The following is a 15,863-nucleotide window of genomic DNA, read 5'->3' as shown; positions in this document are numbered from 1 at the left end:
TGTTTCGCTCCAAAACGTCAGTCCTGCAACTGCTCCACCTCAATCCCCAACCGCCGGTAATCCTCGGCACTGCCTGACGCCAGGTGCCGCTCGGTGATCAACGTATGCACCCGATTGCACGGCGCAATCACGAACGGCTCCACCGCCCCCAGCTTGTCCGCCGTGGTGACGGCGATCACCTGCGCCGCACTGTCGAACAACGCCTGTTTCACCGGCACTTCATCGAAATACAGCGAGCTCAGCCCCACTTCCGGATGAATCGCGCAAACCCCGGTAAACAACACATCCGCCTTGATGCTTTGCAGCAGTCGCACCGTTTCGTGGCCACTGACCGACATCGTCGCCAGGTTGAGCTGCCCGCCCGCCAGAATCACTTTGATGCCCTTGTATTCAGCCAGGGTGATCGCCGTCATCGGTGATGTGGTCACAGCCGTGATCGAGATATCCGAGGGCAACGAACGGGCGATCTGCAAGGTGGTGGTGCCGGAATCGAACAGCACGATCTGACCATTCTTCACCCTGCCTGCCGCCAGCTGCGCGAGGCTGGTTTTCACCTCGTCGGTTTCACTGATCCGCGTGAAGTAATCCTTGCCGGTATCCTTCGGTCGCGGCAGCGCCCCACCGTGCACTCGCTGCACCAGCCCGGCGTTGTCCAGCTCGGCCAGATCGCGGCGGATGGTGTCTTCGGACACCGCAAAGTGCTGGCTCAACTCGGAAGCCATGACCTTGCCGTCACGTTCGAGAATCAGAAGGATTTTCTGCCGACGCAGGGAGGGGAGTTCGGCAACGGAATGATCATGCATGGTTATGCCTGTTTGTGCTTGTAGTTGCAGGTTTGACGAGACTAACCAAAGCCTCGGGCAAACACAAACCGGCTGGTATCAATTGTTTCGATCATTGAAATCAAGAAGCCGAATTTTTTCTTTGCATCGGGCCTGTTCACAATGGCACCACTTTAATAAGGCCCAGGATGAACACCCCATGAATCTCAATTTTGCTTTTGCGTGCATGATCGTCGTGTCGTTTGCGATTGCGTTGGGGCACGCGTGATTTACGCGGGCACCGCCTTCACGTAGTGAAGGATTTACGGCGCACCTCTAATTGCCTTATCTCGAGTTTTCCTGTCGGCTGCCAGGCAGCCCAGGCTCACAATCACGTCACAACAGATCAATCTTCTTCGGGCGCGAAGAACTTGACGACAAACTCCCCGCCCCGCTCGTTCAACAAAATGATCCGAGCGCAATTCCAGCATCTGAGAAGCATGTCGGACTCTGCAAACAGCTTGTCGACGAGTTGATTGGCGGACATTTGATGTCCATCCGGCAGATCAAGCGCATCCTCTGAAGCCACCAGAGATACACCCGCCCCGCAAAACCAGTTTTTGTGAACCAGCTCATCACATTTGCACCGAACCCATGACCCCATGACCTACCTCAAGACACAAATAAGTGAACGACGCACAAATCACACCTCTTCCCGCGCTCTACGCACCTGCACCAACAACGCCGGCGCAAAATGCAGCACCACCATCCGCACAAGATGGTGAGTCAGGATAAACACCACGTTTAACCCACCACCAAACGCCACGATGGCGATGGTCTCGATCGCTCCCGGCATGTACGCCAGCCACAGCGACAACGCATCACTCCCCAGCAATCGCGCCGCCACTTCGGCGAATCCCGCCGCGACCAGAATCATCAAACCCACCGAGACCAACGCCGTGCGGCCATGACGGGCCAGTTCCGCAAAGCCGAGGCCCTGGAACCGTGAGCCGATCCGCGCCCCGAGAATCAACGCCGCCAGATTCAAACTCCAGTCCGGCATGTGAAAGCCGTGCAGCCATCCCGATTTCACGAACACAGCGGTGATGATGATTGCCGTCAACATGAACGGCGCCGGCACACCCATCGCCAGCAGCAATCGCCCGACCACCACGCTGAGGAAGATCACCGACAGCACGGTCAACGCCATGCCTGTCGACAGCGGATCGGCTTCGGCAACGGCGACCGATACCGGCCCGGGAATCAGGAAACTCACCAGCACCGTGATCAGCAACAACCGCATCAGGTGCACGATGATGACTTTGCTCGATGCCTTCTCCGACTCCAGCAAATCAAACACCGCCGCCAGCGCCCCCGGATACACCGCCAGCAATGCATCCGTGCGGTTCCACCCTGCCCCTCGCGCCAGCCACCAGGCGGACAGCGCGACCTGCACCGTCAGGCACAGCAGCAACACGCCGAGGCTTGGCAACATCGTCGAAACGGTCGCACTGTCCCACGCTTCGAACATCAGTCCGGTGGCGATGCCCAGCGTGACCTGGATGTAACCCAGCCCATAAGGCGTCGCAGGCACGAAGCCGAACCGGGTGACGACAAGTGCGGTGACGAGGATCGAGCCCAACAGCAAACCGTGGGGCACGCCCTCGAACTGCAACAGCGCGCCGAATCCGGCAGCGATCAACAAACACAGAATGGATTTCATGGTCGCCTTCCTGGCTATTCAAATTGAGTCAGGCGCGCAGCCGTCCAATCGCCCGCCGATATTTTTCGATCCGCTCCAGATCCTCCCAACTCGGCGAGGCAATCCGCGACAGGTCGCTGTTCTCTTCCAGATCCGCCAGTTTCACCACCCGCTCGATCGGGTTCTGCGCCGCACGCTCGACGAAATCCTCGTAGGATTCGCCCGGCACCTTGGTCACCGATTCGATGGCTGACAAGACTTCTTCGCTGAAGCCTTCCTTGCGCAAATCATCCAGGCTGATGCCGCAGTCCTCGACCACATCGTGCAGCACCGCGACGATGCGCTCTTCCAGGCTGCTCATGCGCAACATGACTTTCAGTGGATGCAAAATGTACGGCGCACCGCCCTTGTCCACCTGCCCCGCGTGGGCCGTGGCGGCAATGGCGATGGCGCGTTCCAGAGTCTGAGTCATGGGCGTTTCCTCGGGTTAGACGCCGTACCGGCCGCCGACGTGAATGTTGCGTTTGAGCCAGCGGCCAATCGCCTGCAAACGGCCGGTTGGCTGCGCCGGCTCGGCGTATTGCTGGAGGATCAGCGAAACCAGATCAGCCTGATCAGCCGCCGGATGAGCGTCCATCAACTCGGCCACCCAGGCGCAGTCGGCCTTCTTCAAATGCTCACGCCACTCACCCGGCCACTCTTCCAGCTCATCCAGTGCCAACCACCGCGCACCACCCTGATTGGCATGCCCGCCGCCGATCGATTGCTCGAAGCAGAACGGCGTTGTCGGGCGGGACAGGTCGATGCTGAAGATGTAGATGTCCTGGGTTTTGTGCTGCGGCGTGGGGGCGTTGTTGCGGCTGCCGATCTGAATCATGCGCGGTTCCGTCCGTGGGAGAGGCGTTACAACTTGTTTCGCAGTCTACGACGTGGTGCCGATGGGGGGAACCTTTGGCGATGAGTCGGATTGTGGCAAGTGAAAGGTTTGACTGGGCAGTCCGGGGATTCCGTTTCAGTCGCCCACAAAAAAGGGACACCGTTGGGTGTCCCTTTTGGCGTTTGGGGTAAGCCAATCGATCAATGTTTCATGGCTTCACACTGACGGCGCAGGTCCTGATCACCAATGCCGCTGCAATTGCCGTTTCCGGTTTTGGCCTCACAGAAACGGCGCTGGTCCTGATTATCGATACCGCTGCAATTGCCGCTTCCTGTCTCTGCTTCACACATTCTTCGAAGATCCTGACTGCCAATCCCGCTGCAATTACCACTGCCGGACTTTGCTTCGCAATATCTGCGCTGATCCTGATCGTTGATGCCGCTGCAATTGCCATGGCCAGTTTCTGCCTCGCACATCCTGCGTAAATCCTGATTGCCGATCCCGCTGCAATTGCCGCTGCCAGTCTTGGCTTCGCAATATCTGCGCTGATCCTGATCGTTGATGCCCGAGCAGCCAGCGAAGGCATGGCCGGCGAAGGCAAACATCAACAGCATCGCAAGTATTTTCTTCATCACACGCTTCCTTGGCTTACCAGTAAACAGACTGGCACTGGTTGACGCAATCACACCCAATCAACGCTTCATCGCTTCGCACTGATTACGCAGATCCTGGCTGCCGATACTGTTGCAACTGCCACCACGGGTTTTGGCCTCACAGAAAAGACGCTGATCCGTGTCATTGATCGAGTTGCAGCTACCGCCTCCTGTTTCTGCATCGCACATTCTGCGCAGAGTCGTATCGTTGATGCTGTTGCAACTGCCGCCACGGGTTTTGGCCTCGCAGTAACGACGTTGATCCCCGTCATTGATCGAGTTGCAACTACCACTGCCTTTTTCCGCATCGCACATCCTGCGCAGGTCCGTATTGTTGATGTCGTTACAGCTGCCACTGCCGGACTTGGCCTCGCAATATCTGCGCTGATCCGGATCGTTGATGTTCATGCAGCTAGCAAAGGCATGGCCGGCAAAGGCAAACACCAACAACATCGCCAGTATTTTCTTCATCACACGCTTCCTTGGTATTCCAGTCAGCAGACTGGCTCTGTTTAATCCGATTTAAATGAATCTCGCGAAGCACCCTCAAATCAGCGCTTCATGGCTTCGCACTCGTTGCGTAGATCGGAATTGCTGATGTACGAGCAACTGCTGCCACTCTGCTTGGCATTGCACAGGGCGCGCTGGTCACTGTCGCTGATGTATGAACAGGAATAGCCCTTCAGCTCCGCCTCGCACGCCGCGCGCAGATCCGAGTTATGGATGTACGAGCAACTGCTGCCGTTCTTCTTGGCGTTGCAGTAGTCACGCTGGTCAGTGTCGGCGATGTACGAGCAGGATCTACCGTTCACTTCAGCATCACAGGCCGAACGCAAATCAGAGTCGTGGATGTACGAACAACTGCTGCCCTTCTCTCTGGCTTCGCAATAGGCCCGCTGATCACTGTCACTGATGCTGGCGCACCCGGCAAACGTGTATCCGCTGAACATCAACAACATCGCAAGCACTAGTCTCATCACACACTTCCTTGGTCGACCAGGAAACAGCCTGGCACTGCTTGAGCCGATGAATGAGCGTCGCGACACGCCATCAAATTGACATCGGTTTTGGGGAAAGTTCCGGGCCGGGAATGCGTGATGATTTTTTTGATCTGAAAACGGCGTAGGAAATTACCCTGCGTGGTGAGGGAGCTTGTTCTTGCGGAGCTGCGAAGCGGGCCGAAATCTGGCGAGTCATTTTCCCCTGTTACTCCGCAGCCCTTGATTTACGCCGGTTGCGCCGCCGAACGCGAGCGAACTCTCTTGCCAGACGTGGTGATTTCACGTCCTACAGGCTGATTGCGATGGTGGGAATCGGTGCCTAGTGTGGGTCTGTCGCCGAACGAATTTGGCGATAGGGTTTCGCAGCCCTCAGAAGTGACGCACATCGCTCAATGACAACTGTGGCAAAATTCGCTGCAGTTCATTTTATGGTGGCTGTGTGTGGGAGACCTTCGGGTCTGCCGGTTTAGCTCTTCTCCGGTCTGCGAACCCGCATACAGCTGCCACCCATTTGTTTCGCAGCAGAAAGGTGGCACTTCTCAATTAATTAAAGAGTGCTCCAAATGACCAGTAAAGCCCCGCTCCGTCACTGCGTGAACATGTCCCATCCAGCCACCGACCACCCGGTGCTGCTCATCGACGCGGACATCCCACTGCGCGATTTACACGCCTGCCTCAGTGAACGCCTGAATGCCGTCCTCAAATTTCTCGATCTCATGGCTTGCATTCACTTACCTGACCACGCAGAACATGACATCAATACAGTCACCACCATCGCCAGAATCATGGTGCAAGACGTGAGTGATCTGTTTCGAGTTATAGAGCGACGAGGGTTTGATGTTCTTAGCTAGAACTTGAAGGTGACAGATTCACATAAATAAATCTGTCACCTTTTCAGTCACCTTTTCATGATCGCCTTTTCATGACCTGGCACCTTTTCATTACCACCTTTTCCAACATATATTAAAACATGAGAATTTAAAGAATCTAATCTTCAACAGCCCATGTCTCCTTACCTTTTAAAGTTGCCCTTAAACGCTTAACTGACGTTTCAAGCCAAATATTATCTGGATATCCATCCAGAGCAACGAGTTCGTTGATTATAGTCAATACTGCATCAGCATCAACAAGCTCATCCATCTGGCCTCGGCTGCTACCAAATCCTGGACGAACAGTTAAAGCGGCGAACGTTGCGATCGCTTCCATAGTGTTCAGCTGAGACGTCAAGGACAATCTGAGCTCCTGAGTCCATCTTTGACTGTTGACCAGGCAATATATAGCTTCCATATTCGGAAGCCGGCGCATTGCCAGTCCATTCACCACGGCATCGCGATATCGAGGCAGCTCTCGCTCAAGCAGATCTATTGTATCGTTTTTCCCAAGAACACTCTCATCACTACTCGACCGAAAATGCGGAGTCAATCCATGAGCAAATAAATGCTTTCGCAAAAGCCAAGGGACGATAACTAAATCCCGGCCACTTTCCAAACATTGAACAATATTCTTAAACCGTTTTCCCGAATCCTTCCCCAGCAAACAAAACTTCCAAATAACCGCACCAACATCATCGGCCAAACTGCCTAAGGATTCCTCTTCAGTTATCCAATCATGCTGCCTAACTAGAACCTTAGATAGTGCCAGCCAAAACGCTTGCCCTTCAGAAAAGTCGAGCTCCGATAATAAATCACCCAGCCTATCTAGAACATTCGAAAGACTACCTTGATCAAAATAGTCGCGAATCAAACCTTCTAACTCTTCGGTATTTTTCATTTCCCAAATGCGCTGAACTTCTCTTTTCTCTAACATTCCGGGAGGATTACCGAGATACAACAAACGGATAAGATTACGACGCTTAGAAATCCTATCACCTCCCGAAACTTCATTTTGACTCGTAAACCTCGGAAATATTAACTTAATCAAATCCGCATGTACGCTGGCAGCATCTCCTAAGGTGTTGGATACTGTGGCAGGAGCGTTCTTATTATCTTGAGAGAACGAAGATCTTTTGATTAGTTCCTCAGTACTAGGGTCATCAACCACCGCCTCAGGATATCTGGCAATAACATCCCTAATCCCAGGTGCTTTCGTAACGAGCCAGCTATATACGAGAAGATCAAACGGGCATATTTCGTCTCTTAAAATCTCCCCCAATACCGCAAAAACTCCGATTAATCGTTTAACCTCACGCGGCGTGCGAATAACCCGAACAAGTTGTTGAACTATATCTTTTTGATATGGCTCATTCGGAGAAGGCAAATTAGCACCATTATTTTTCAGCGCAAACTCAATCAACCTAACTACATCATTCTGCAACAGTGGGCGCAACGGTATAGCATACTGAATTATTTTCTCCAGATAATTCTCACCTGACTTAACTCGATCAGCATGACTATTACCTTTACCAAGAGCTTGGACCACTCGCTCTGGGTCGTATGCGACGATATATGAAATCCCTTTAATATCGCCGACAGCTTTTATAAGCTGAGCGACCGCACGAACTTCATCATCTTCAACTCTATCGAGTTCATCAATAAGCACTACAACTGGAACGTTCGCATTCGCGAGCTTTGACTCAAGCGATTTTCTTTCTTCATTTGTGGAAAGAGTCTTAGGCTTGATGAATGTCGAAAACGCTCTTACTAACCATTTCTGCCAAAATGCTGTAGCAGCTCCACCTAAATAAATATCCATTATAGAGGCCACGGTTGCACCGGCAGTCTCTATCGAGGCCTTATACCTCTCCAGTTGTCCTCGCAACTCTGAAAACTTCTCACCCTGACTTTTCCCCAGAGCATCTCGCAAGCTATTAAAATAGGCATTAACTAACTCATCACGCCCCTTAAACAACCAAGGATTTAGATTCGCCACAACAACACCATCTAAGCGCTTTAATTCTTCACCCAACAAATTAAGCACACTTGACTTTCCTAAACCCCACTCTCCTGTAAGGCCAACAACATAGCCTGTAGCTCTACGAACGGCGACATCACCTTCCGCCCCATACTCCGTATGAACCAGTGTTTTTACTAGACTATTTATAAAGGAGCCGCGATCCAGAACATCCGCCTCAACTTTATCGATTGCTCGATCCTGCCGGGAAAAGTGAGAGTTAGCTTCCATGTTTTAACACCCCAGCCGATACAATAATTGGCGAAATAAATCTGACTCATATTTCAAGCACAGTCAAAGCTTCTGCACTTACAACCTTCGCAGAGGTTATCTTTAGACTCCCTCAACAAATCAACTACCAATTTTTATATCAAAAATTCGCCGGTGTATTCGCACTGATAATCTCCGCCTCATCCGCCCCGATATTCCGGAACTTGTGCGGCAGCGTCGTCGGAAAATAGTACCCATCCCCCGCACTCAACACGCTCACCTGCCCGTCCACCGTCAACTCCACGGTGCCGCGCGTCACCAACCCACACTCTTCACCTTCCGAGTGCACAATCGGCTCTTCCCCCGAACTCGCGCCCGGCGCGTATTGCTCGCGCAGCAAGCGCATCTGGCGGCTGGGGACCGAGGCGCCGATCAGCAGCAGGCGCAAGCCGTGGCGGCCGAGGTCGGGTTGTTCGTTGGCGCGGAAGACGTATTGGTGTTCGCGAGGGGGCTGGTCGAAGGTGAAGAAGTCGGCCAGGGACATCGGGATGCCTTCGAGCAGCTTTTTCAGTGAGCTGACGGAAGGACTGACACGATTCTGTTCGATCAGGGAGATGGTGGCATTGGTCACGCCGCTACGCCGGGCCAGCTCGCGCTGGGAGAGTTTGTAGCTTTCGCGTACTAGTTTGAGTCGAGAACCCGTATCCATGACAGCCTTATGTGAGAACGACTTAAGGGCAATGGGGGTGGGTGGCGGGTGCCGCGCAGGTCGCGCGGATCACGTTGCTCCCGTGTCCCGGAACCGTGAAAGGCGGCTATTAAATCACGTTTGTCGGTGTTGCTCAGCAGGTTCGATGGACGGCACATGAAAAAGCCGGCAGCGCCCTTTTGGGGGGCGCCGCCGGCGAGGTAAATCAGATGCCGAAACGGTCGCGCAGCGAGTAATACACGGCGCCGAGGGCAGTCAGCGGCGCGGAGAAGGTGCGGCCGCCGAGCATCGGCATGTGTGGCAACGAGGCGAAGGCGTCGAAGCGTTCGGCGTCGCCGCGGATCATTTCCGAGATCAGCTTGCCGGCCAGGTGCGAGCAGGTGACGCCGTGGCCGCTGTAGCCCTGCATGTAGTACGCGTTTTTCTCAATGCGGCCGAATTGCGGCATGCGTGACATGGTCAGCAGGAAGTTGCCGGTCCAGCGGTAGTCGATTTTCACGTCCTTGAGCTGCGGGAAGGTCTTGAGGATCTTCGGGCGGATCAGGGTTTCGATGTCGTCCGGTTCACGGGCGCCGTAGACCACGCCGCCGCCGTAGAGCAGACGGTTGTCGGCGGTGAGGCGGTAGTAGTCGAGCAGGTAGTTGCAGTCTTCGACGCAGTAGTTGTTGGTGATCAGGCTGCGGGCCTGTTTCTCGGTCAACGGTTCAGTGACGCAGATCTGCGAACCGCACGGCATGCTCTTGGCGGTCACGCGGTTGTCGAGGCCTTGCGGCAGGTAGGCGTTACCGGCGATCAGCAGGTACTTGGCGCGGACCTGGCCTTTGGCGGTGCGAATGACGTTGGGCTCGCCGTACTTGATTTCCACCGCAGCGGATTGCTCGTAGATCTTGCCGCCCAGACGCACGATGGCCGCAGCTTCACCGAGGGCCAGGTTCAGCGGGTGGATGTGACCGCCCTGCATGTCCAGCAGACCACCGACGTAGGCGTCAGAACCGACTTCACGGCGAATGTCCGCAGCGTCGAGCATCTTCAGGTTTTTATTGCCGTAACGCTCCCAGCTACGTTTTTGTTCGGCGAGTCCCTTGAGCTGTTTGTTGTTCATCGCTGCGAAAATGCCGCCCGGGCGGTAGTCGCATTTGATGTCGTATTCCTTGATGCGCGAACGGATGATGTCGGCGCCTTCGAAGATCATGCTGCCGAGGATTTCGGCGGTCTTGTCGCCGTAGCGCTCTTCGATCACGTCGACGTCGCGGCTGTAGGAGTTGACCAGTTGGCCACCGTTGCGACCGCTGGCGCCGTAGCCGACTTTCGCCGCTTCCAGCACCGTCACCTTGTAGCCGGCTTCGGTCAGGAACAGCGCCGAGGACAGGCCGGTGTAGCCGGCGCCGATGACGCAGACATCACACTCCACCGACTCTTCGAGGATCGGAAAATCGATCACTTCGTTGCGGGTGGCGGCGTAGTAGCTGTTCACGTGTTGTTGTTTCATTATTGTTCTCCGAGGGGCGCCGGCCAAACCGGCGCCCACCGTTGTAAATAGAATTAGAGCTTGATCCAGGTCGCTTTCAGCTCGGTGTACTTGTCGAACGCGTGCAGCGATTTGTCGCGACCGTTGCCCGACTGTTTGAAGCCACCGAACGGCGCGGTCATGTCGCCGCCGTCGTACTGGTTGACCCACACGCTGCCGGCGCGCAGGCCACGGGCAAAGGTGTGGGCCTTGCTCAGGTTGCTGGTCCAGACCCCGGCAGCGAGACCGAAGATGCTGTCGTTGGCGATGTGCAGCGCTTCTTCAACGGTGTCGAAGGTGATCAGCGACAACACCGGGCCAAAGATTTCTTCCTTGGCGATGGTCATGGCGTTGGTCACGCCGTCGAAAATCGTCGGTTCGACGTAGCTGCCACCGGTTTCTTCGAGGGTGCGATGGCCGCCGGCGATCAGCTCGGCGCCCTGCTCCCGACCGATGCTGATGTAGCGCAGCACGTTGTCCAGTTGACGCTGATCGACCACGGCGCCGACGGTGGTCGCCGGGTCGAGGGCGTGACCCGGTTTCCACGCTTGCAGCGCTTCCACCAGCAGCGGGATGAATTGTTCGCGGATCGAACGCTCCACCAGCAGGCGCGAGCCGGCGGTGCAGACTTCGCCCTGGTTGAACGCAATGGCGCCGGCCGCTGCTTGTGCTGCCGCACGCAAGTCCGGTGCGTCGGCAAACACCACGTTCGGGCTCTTGCCCCCTGCTTCGAGCCAGACGCGTTTCATGTTGCTTTGGCCGGCATAAATCATCAGTTGCTTGGCAATCGCCGTGGAGCCGGTGAAGGCCAGCACGTCGACATCCATGTGCAACGCCAGCGCCTTGCCGACGGTGTGGCCGAAGCCTGGCAGGACGTTGAACACGCCTTTCGGAATGCCCGCGTCCAGCGCCAACTGAGCGATGCGAATCGCGGTCAGCGGCGACTTTTCCGAAGGCTTGAGGATGAACGAGTTACCCGCCGCCAGCGCCGGGGCGAACTTCCAGCTGGCCATGATCAGCGGGAAGTTCCAAGGCACGATCGCAGCAACAACGCCGGACGGCTCGCGGGTTACCAGACCGAGTTGGTCGTGCGGAGTGGCGGCGACTTCGTCGTAGATCTTGTCGATGGCTTCGGCGCTCCAGCGGATCGCGTTGGCGGTCGCCGGGATGTCGATGCTCATCGAGTCGCTGATCGGTTTGCCCATGTCGAGGGTTTCGAGCAGCGCCAGTTCTTCCTGGTGTTGCAGGATCAGATCGGCGAAGCGGATCAGGATGCGCTTGCGCTCGGCCGGGGCCTTGTTGGCCCACACGCCGGAGTTGAAGGATTGACGCGCGGCTTCGACGGCCAGGTTGGCGTCGGCTTCATCGGTGCTGGCGACGGAGGCCAGGAAACGGCCGTCGACGGGGCTCAGGCATTCGAAGGTGTCGCCGCTGATGGCCGGGCGGTATTCGCCGTTGATGAAGGCGCGGGATTCGAGGGTCAGGGACTGGAAGCGTTGTTCCCAGTCGTTGCGGGTCATGGTCATGGGGGTGACTCACACAGAGAAAGAGGTGACCGCCGTTCCCACGGAATCGGCGGTGCTTGCGGGGTGAGCGCTCGAGCGTCAGACGGTATGCAGATACCAGTTGTACTCAAGGTCAGAGATCGAGTTTTCGAACTCGGCCAGCTCGCTTTCCTTGCACGCGACGAACACGTCGATGTACGTCGGGTCGATGTAGCGGGCCATGACTTCGCTGTCGTCCAGCTCACGCAGGGCGTCGCGCAGGTTGTTCGGCAGGCTCTGTTCGTTCTGCTCGTAGCTGTTGCCTTCGACCGGGGCGCCCGGCTCGATCTGGTTGGTCAGGCCGTGGTGAATACCGGCCAGAACGGAAGCCATCAGCAGGTACGGGTTGGCGTCGGCGCCGGCTACACGGTGCTCGATGCGCACGGCGTCTGCCGAACCCGTTGGCACACGGACGGCCACGGTGCGGTTGTCGATGCCCCAGCTCGGCGAGTTCGGCACGTAGAACTGCGCGCCGAAGCGGCGATACGAGTTGACGTTCGGGCACAGGAAGGCCATTTGCGCAGGCAGGGTCTCCAGCACACCGCCGATCGCGTGGCGTAGCGCGGCGTTCTGCTCGGGATCCTCGCTGGCGAAGATGTTGTTGCCTTCCTTGTCCAGAATCGAAATGTGCACGTGCAGACCGTTGCCCGCCTGGCCCGGATACGGCTTGGCCATGAAGGTGGTGTCCATCTCGTGGTCGTAGGCGATGTTCTTCACCAGACGCTTGAGCAGGACGGCGTAGTCGCACGCCTTGATCGGATCGGACACGTGGTGCAGGTTGACTTCGAATTGCGCCGGGGCGCTTTCCTTGACGATGGCGTCGGCAGGAATGCCCTGCTCTTTCGCGCCTTCGAGGATGTCTTGCAGGCAGTCGACGTATTCGTCGAGGTCGTCGATCAGGTAGACCTGGGTCGACACCGGACGCTTGCCAGAAACCGGCGAACGCGGCGATTGCGGACGGCCGTTCACGTTGTCCTGGTCGATCAGGTAGAACTCGAGTTCGAACGCGGCGCAGATGGTCAGGCCCATTTCGTCGAACTTGCGCACCACGTTGGCCAACACTTCACGCGGGTCGGCGAAGAACGGCTCGCCTTCCAGTTCGTGCATGGTCATCAGCAGTTGTGCGGTCGGGCGCTTCTGCCAAGGCTCGATGCTCAGGGTGCCAGGGATCGGGTAGCAGATACGGTCGGAGTCGCCGATGTCCAGACCCAGGCCAGTGCTTTCCACCGTGGAGCCATTGATGTCGAGGGCGAAGAGCGAGGCCGGCAGGTTGATGCCTTTCTCGTAAACCTTATGAAGACTGGTGCGCTCGATGCGCTTGCCGCGCACCACACCGTTCATGTCTGCAATCAGAAGGTCGACGTACAAAACCTCAGGATGTTTCTTAAGGAATGCGTTTGCTTCGTTGAGTTGAACGGCACGCAGAGGGACCGACATGATGCACCTATTTAGCTGTTAATTATTATGTTCACTGCTGTTTCGCCGAGCCAGTCAACCCGAACGGCAAAGTGAAGTCAATAGCGAACACATGGCCGCTCAGCGTTTATTTTTCGGGCTTTTTTTAACACTCTCGTGCCAACGCAGGCGCCAGAGGCCCGGGAATCATGAAGATTTGATGAACGGCGTTTAGAATTTTTTACATGGGAGTTGTTAATTAAAATCAACGAGGCTAAGCTCCGGAAAAGCTCGTTCAAGTGTCAAACTTCGAGGTGAATAAAAATGGCATTCAAGCCATTGATCGGCGTTACTGCGTGCGTCAAACAGATTGGCCTGCACCCCTACCACATCAGCGGCGACAAATACGTTCGCGCTGTCAGCGTTGCGGCGCTGGGGTTGCCCGTCGTCATTCCATCCCTTGGCAAACTGACTGAAATCGAAGACCTGCTGGGTCAGCTCGACGGTCTGTTGCTGACCGGCTCGCCGTCCAACGTGGAACCTTTCCACTATCAGGGCCCGGACAGCGCTCCCGGCACGGATCACGATCCGGCGCGGGATGCCACCACCCTTCCTTTATTACGTGCAGCCATCGCGGCGGGCGTTCCGGTACTCGGCATCTGCCGGGGTTTCCAGGAAATGAACGTGGCGTTCGGCGGCAGCCTGCACCAGAAGGTGCATGAGTTGCCGGGCATGCTCGATCACCGCGAAGCCGACAGCCCGGATGTCGCCGTGCAGTACGCCCCGGCCCACGCCGTGACGGTGCTGGCCGGTGGCGTGTTCGAAGCGCTGGAGCTGCCGGGTGAATTCCAGGTCAACTCGATTCACAGTCAGGGCATCGACCGCCTAGCTCCCGGCCTGCGCGCCGAAGCCGTGGCGCCGGATGGCCTGATCGAGGCGGTCTCGGTGGAGCACAGCCCGACCTTTGCCCTCGGCGTGCAATGGCACCCGGAATGGCAGGTGCTGGACAACCCGAACTACCTGCGGATTTTCCAGGCATTCGGCGAGGCTTGCCGCCAGCGTGCGGCGCGACGCAACCAGCGCTGACGCCACCCAACGATTGCAAAACCATTTACTGCCCCCGCGGGGTCGGCGGCTGCGCACCTGTGCATCCGTCATCCGCGATCAGCAACACACCGCGAAAACAAAAAGCACCACCCGGCAGCCAGGACGGCGGCGCCGAACAACCCGCACGGTGCGGGTCTGCAATCCACTCTTAAGCCAGGCCGCGTTGGCCCGGCGACTGAAACCTGTTGGGAGTTTCACATGGCAAACGCCTCCAGCACTTACAGGAAGGCTCTTGAAGGTCATCAGCAACCGAAAAAGGTTCTGGTGAAAGTCGATCGAGTCACCAAGAAGTTCGACGAAACCACCGCTGTGGACGACGTGTCCCTGGAGATCCATCAGGGCGAAATCTTCGCCCTGCTCGGCGGCTCCGGCTCGGGCAAATCGACCCTGCTGCGCATGCTCGCCGGTTTCGAACGGCCGACTGAAGGACGCATTCTGCTCGACGGTGTGGACATCACCGACATGCCGCCGTACGAGCGGCCGATCAACATGATGTTCCAGTCCTACGCCCTGTTCCCGCACATGACTGTCGCGCAGAACATTGCCTTCGGCCTCAAGCAGGACCGTTTGCCGACCAGCGAAATCGACGCCCGCGTCGAAGAAATGCTGCGTCTTGTACACATGACCCAATACGCCAAGCGCCGCCCGCATCAACTGTCCGGTGGCCAGCGTCAGCGCGTGGCCCTCGCCCGCTCCCTGGCCAAGCGTCCGAAGCTGTTGCTGCTCGACGAACCGATGGGCGCACTGGATAAAAAGCTGCGCTCGCAGATGCAGTTGGAACTGGTGGAGATCATCGAACGCGTCGGCGTGACTTGCGTGATGGTGACCCACGACCAGGAAGAGGCCATGACCATGGCCGAGCGCATCGCGATCATGCACCTGGGCTGGATCGCCCAGATCGGCAGCCCGGTCGACATCTATGAAGCACCGGTCAGCCGCATGGTCTGCGAATTCATCGGCAACGTGAACGCCTTTGACGGCACCGTGGTCGAGGACCTTGAAGGTCACGCGATCATTCACAGCCCGGACTTGCAGCAAAAGATCTACGTCGGTCATGGCGTCAGCACCTCGGTGCAGGACAAGTCGATCACCTACGCGATCCGCCCGGAAAAAATGCTCGTCAGCACGATCAAGCCAGAGACCCGCTACAACTGGTCCGAAGGCAAGGTGCATGACATCGCCTACCTCGGCGGCCACTCGGTGTTCTACGTCGAGTTGCCGAGCGGCAAGATCGTCCAGTCGTTCATGGCCAACGCCGAACGCCGTGGCGCGCGTCCGACCTGGGACGACAAGGTCTACGTCTGGTGGGAAGACGACAGCGGCGTGGTACTGCGCTCATGAGAACCTTCAATCAGCAATTCCTGCGCCTGGTGCCCAGCGGGCGAAAGTTCGTTATCGGCATCCCGTTCATCTGGCTATTCCTGTTCTTCATGCTGCCGTTCTTCCTGGTGATGAAGATCAGTTTCTCGGAAGCCGCGCTGTCGATCCCGCCGTACACCGAGATCTAC

General features: G+C 56.9%; 16 protein-coding genes and 1 pseudogene. 4 read left to right on the top strand and 13 right to left on the bottom strand.

What is annotated here, in order from left to right; translation table 11 throughout:
- Positions 1 to 17: 17 nt before the first annotated feature.
- From AC3WRD_RS20210 to AC3WRD_RS20175, 8 genes are all read right to left on the bottom strand, one after another.
- Complete coding sequence (locus AC3WRD_RS20210) at positions 18 to 803, bottom strand: DeoR/GlpR family DNA-binding transcription regulator (RefSeq protein WP_102621928.1); 786 nt, start codon at positions 801 to 803, stop codon at positions 18 to 20.
- Between the two features lie 364 nt (positions 804 to 1,167).
- The gene (locus AC3WRD_RS20205; protein WP_158243864.1) at positions 1,168 to 1,308 is read right to left on the bottom strand and encodes a hypothetical protein; all 141 of its coding nucleotides are present in this window, start codon (positions 1,306 to 1,308) and stop codon (positions 1,168 to 1,170) included.
- Between the two features lie 156 nt (positions 1,309 to 1,464).
- Positions 1,465 to 2,484 carry an AbrB family transcriptional regulator gene (locus AC3WRD_RS20200; RefSeq protein ID WP_102621930.1) on the bottom strand — a complete coding sequence of 340 codons (1,020 nt, stop codon included), beginning with the start codon at positions 2,482 to 2,484 and terminating at the stop codon, positions 1,465 to 1,467.
- Between the two features lie 28 nt (positions 2,485 to 2,512).
- Positions 2,513 to 2,935, bottom strand: a complete 423-nt coding sequence (locus tag AC3WRD_RS20195) for an HD domain-containing protein (RefSeq protein WP_102621931.1) — start codon at positions 2,933 to 2,935, stop codon at positions 2,513 to 2,515.
- Positions 2,936 to 2,950: 15 nt separating this feature from the next.
- Complete coding sequence (locus AC3WRD_RS20190) at positions 2,951 to 3,340, bottom strand: hypothetical protein (protein WP_102621932.1); 390 nt, start codon at positions 3,338 to 3,340, stop codon at positions 2,951 to 2,953.
- Positions 3,341 to 3,540: 200 nt separating this feature from the next.
- Positions 3,541 to 3,972, bottom strand: coding sequence for a hypothetical protein (locus AC3WRD_RS20185; RefSeq protein WP_102621933.1), 432 nt, complete (start codon positions 3,970 to 3,972; stop codon positions 3,541 to 3,543).
- Positions 3,973 to 4,032: 60 nt separating this feature from the next.
- Positions 4,033 to 4,464, bottom strand: a complete 432-nt coding sequence (locus tag AC3WRD_RS20180; protein WP_102650858.1) for a hypothetical protein — start codon at positions 4,462 to 4,464, stop codon at positions 4,033 to 4,035.
- 80 nt (positions 4,465 to 4,544) lie between these two features.
- On the bottom strand, positions 4,545 to 4,970 hold the full coding sequence (locus tag AC3WRD_RS20175) for a hypothetical protein (RefSeq protein ID WP_102621935.1): 426 nt from the start codon (positions 4,968 to 4,970) through the stop codon (positions 4,545 to 4,547).
- 587 nt (positions 4,971 to 5,557) lie between these two features.
- Here AC3WRD_RS20175 and AC3WRD_RS20170 point away from each other — a divergent pair.
- Positions 5,558 to 5,845 carry a fructose-bisphosphate aldolase gene (locus tag AC3WRD_RS20170; protein WP_102621936.1) on the top strand — a complete coding sequence of 96 codons (288 nt, stop codon included), beginning with the start codon at positions 5,558 to 5,560 and terminating at the stop codon, positions 5,843 to 5,845.
- 136 nt (positions 5,846 to 5,981) lie between these two features.
- Here AC3WRD_RS20170 and AC3WRD_RS20165 read toward each other — a convergent pair whose 3' ends face one another.
- The 5 genes from AC3WRD_RS20165 to AC3WRD_RS20145 all read right to left on the bottom strand — a co-directional run bounded on the left by AC3WRD_RS20165 (position 5,982) and on the right by AC3WRD_RS20145 (position 13,290).
- A complete protein-coding gene (locus AC3WRD_RS20165) occupies positions 5,982 to 8,114 on the bottom strand; it encodes a KAP family NTPase (RefSeq protein ID WP_102621937.1) in 2,133 nt (710 codons plus the stop codon).
- Positions 8,115 to 8,253: 139 nt separating this feature from the next.
- The gene (locus AC3WRD_RS20160) at positions 8,254 to 8,802 is read right to left on the bottom strand and encodes a cupin domain-containing protein (protein ID WP_007957093.1); all 549 of its coding nucleotides are present in this window, start codon (positions 8,800 to 8,802) and stop codon (positions 8,254 to 8,256) included.
- A gap of 205 nt (positions 8,803 to 9,007) precedes the next feature.
- Positions 9,008 to 10,291, bottom strand: coding sequence for an NAD(P)/FAD-dependent oxidoreductase (locus AC3WRD_RS20155; RefSeq protein WP_102621938.1), 1,284 nt, complete (start codon positions 10,289 to 10,291; stop codon positions 9,008 to 9,010).
- Positions 10,292 to 10,344: 53 nt separating this feature from the next.
- Positions 10,345 to 11,835 carry an aldehyde dehydrogenase gene (locus AC3WRD_RS20150; RefSeq protein ID WP_102621939.1) on the bottom strand — a complete coding sequence of 497 codons (1,491 nt, stop codon included), beginning with the start codon at positions 11,833 to 11,835 and terminating at the stop codon, positions 10,345 to 10,347.
- Between the two features lie 78 nt (positions 11,836 to 11,913).
- Positions 11,914 to 13,290 (bottom strand): glutamine synthetase family protein, encoded by a 1,377-nt coding sequence (locus tag AC3WRD_RS20145; RefSeq protein ID WP_096822855.1) that lies wholly within the window; start codon positions 13,288 to 13,290, stop codon positions 11,914 to 11,916.
- A 282-nt stretch (positions 13,291 to 13,572) separates the two neighbouring features.
- Between AC3WRD_RS20145 and AC3WRD_RS20140 the strand changes: the two genes are divergently transcribed.
- The 3 genes and pseudogenes from AC3WRD_RS20140 to AC3WRD_RS20130 form a co-directional block, all read left to right on the top strand.
- On the top strand, positions 13,573 to 14,334 hold the full coding sequence (locus AC3WRD_RS20140; protein WP_007957108.1) for a gamma-glutamyl-gamma-aminobutyrate hydrolase family protein: 762 nt from the start codon (positions 13,573 to 13,575) through the stop codon (positions 14,332 to 14,334).
- A gap of 219 nt (positions 14,335 to 14,553) precedes the next feature.
- Positions 14,554 to 15,696, top strand: a complete 1,143-nt coding sequence (gene potA, locus AC3WRD_RS20135; protein WP_096822856.1) for a polyamine ABC transporter ATP-binding protein — start codon at positions 14,554 to 14,556, stop codon at positions 15,694 to 15,696.
- A pseudogene (locus tag AC3WRD_RS20130) lies at positions 15,693 to 15,863 on the top strand (putrescine ABC transporter permease PotH); the annotation flags it as partial. The gene potA and the pseudogene AC3WRD_RS20130, both read left to right, overlap by 4 nt.

The sequence above is a fragment of the Pseudomonas sp. FW215-R2 genome (assembly GCF_058789255.1).
The sequence above is the reverse complement of the archived record's forward strand: the minus strand, read 5'-3'. Positions and strand labels throughout refer to the sequence as shown.

Excerpts from the sequence above, each read along its gene's own strand:
- AC3WRD_RS20210 (WP_102621928.1), bottom strand. The coding sequence starts at position 803 with ATGCATGATCATTCCGTTGCCGAACTCCCCTCCCTGCGTCGGCAGAAA.
- AC3WRD_RS20205 (WP_158243864.1), bottom strand. The coding sequence starts at position 1,308 with ATGTCCGCCAATCAACTCGTCGACAAGCTGTTTGCAGAGTCCGACATG.
- AC3WRD_RS20200 (WP_102621930.1), bottom strand. The coding sequence starts at position 2,484 with ATGAAATCCATTCTGTGTTTGTTGATCGCTGCCGGATTCGGCGCGCTG.
- AC3WRD_RS20195 (WP_102621931.1), bottom strand. The coding sequence starts at position 2,935 with ATGACTCAGACTCTGGAACGCGCCATCGCCATTGCCGCCACGGCCCAC.
- AC3WRD_RS20190 (WP_102621932.1), bottom strand. The coding sequence starts at position 3,340 with ATGATTCAGATCGGCAGCCGCAACAACGCCCCCACGCCGCAGCACAAA.
- AC3WRD_RS20185 (WP_102621933.1), bottom strand. The coding sequence starts at position 3,972 with ATGAAGAAAATACTTGCGATGCTGTTGATGTTTGCCTTCGCCGGCCAT.
- AC3WRD_RS20180 (WP_102650858.1), bottom strand. The coding sequence starts at position 4,464 with ATGAAGAAAATACTGGCGATGTTGTTGGTGTTTGCCTTTGCCGGCCAT.
- AC3WRD_RS20175 (WP_102621935.1), bottom strand. The coding sequence starts at position 4,970 with ATGAGACTAGTGCTTGCGATGTTGTTGATGTTCAGCGGATACACGTTT.
- AC3WRD_RS20170 (WP_102621936.1), top strand. The coding sequence starts at position 5,558 with ATGACCAGTAAAGCCCCGCTCCGTCACTGCGTGAACATGTCCCATCCA.
- AC3WRD_RS20165 (WP_102621937.1), bottom strand. The coding sequence starts at position 8,114 with ATGGAAGCTAACTCTCACTTTTCCCGGCAGGATCGAGCAATCGATAAA.
- AC3WRD_RS20160 (WP_007957093.1), bottom strand. The coding sequence starts at position 8,802 with ATGGATACGGGTTCTCGACTCAAACTAGTACGCGAAAGCTACAAACTC.
- AC3WRD_RS20155 (WP_102621938.1), bottom strand. The coding sequence starts at position 10,291 with ATGAAACAACAACACGTGAACAGCTACTACGCCGCCACCCGCAACGAA.
- AC3WRD_RS20150 (WP_102621939.1), bottom strand. The coding sequence starts at position 11,835 with ATGACCATGACCCGCAACGACTGGGAACAACGCTTCCAGTCCCTGACC.
- AC3WRD_RS20145 (WP_096822855.1), bottom strand. The coding sequence starts at position 13,290 with ATGTCGGTCCCTCTGCGTGCCGTTCAACTCAACGAAGCAAACGCATTC.
- AC3WRD_RS20140 (WP_007957108.1), top strand. The coding sequence starts at position 13,573 with ATGGCATTCAAGCCATTGATCGGCGTTACTGCGTGCGTCAAACAGATT.
- potA (WP_096822856.1), top strand. The coding sequence starts at position 14,554 with ATGGCAAACGCCTCCAGCACTTACAGGAAGGCTCTTGAAGGTCATCAG.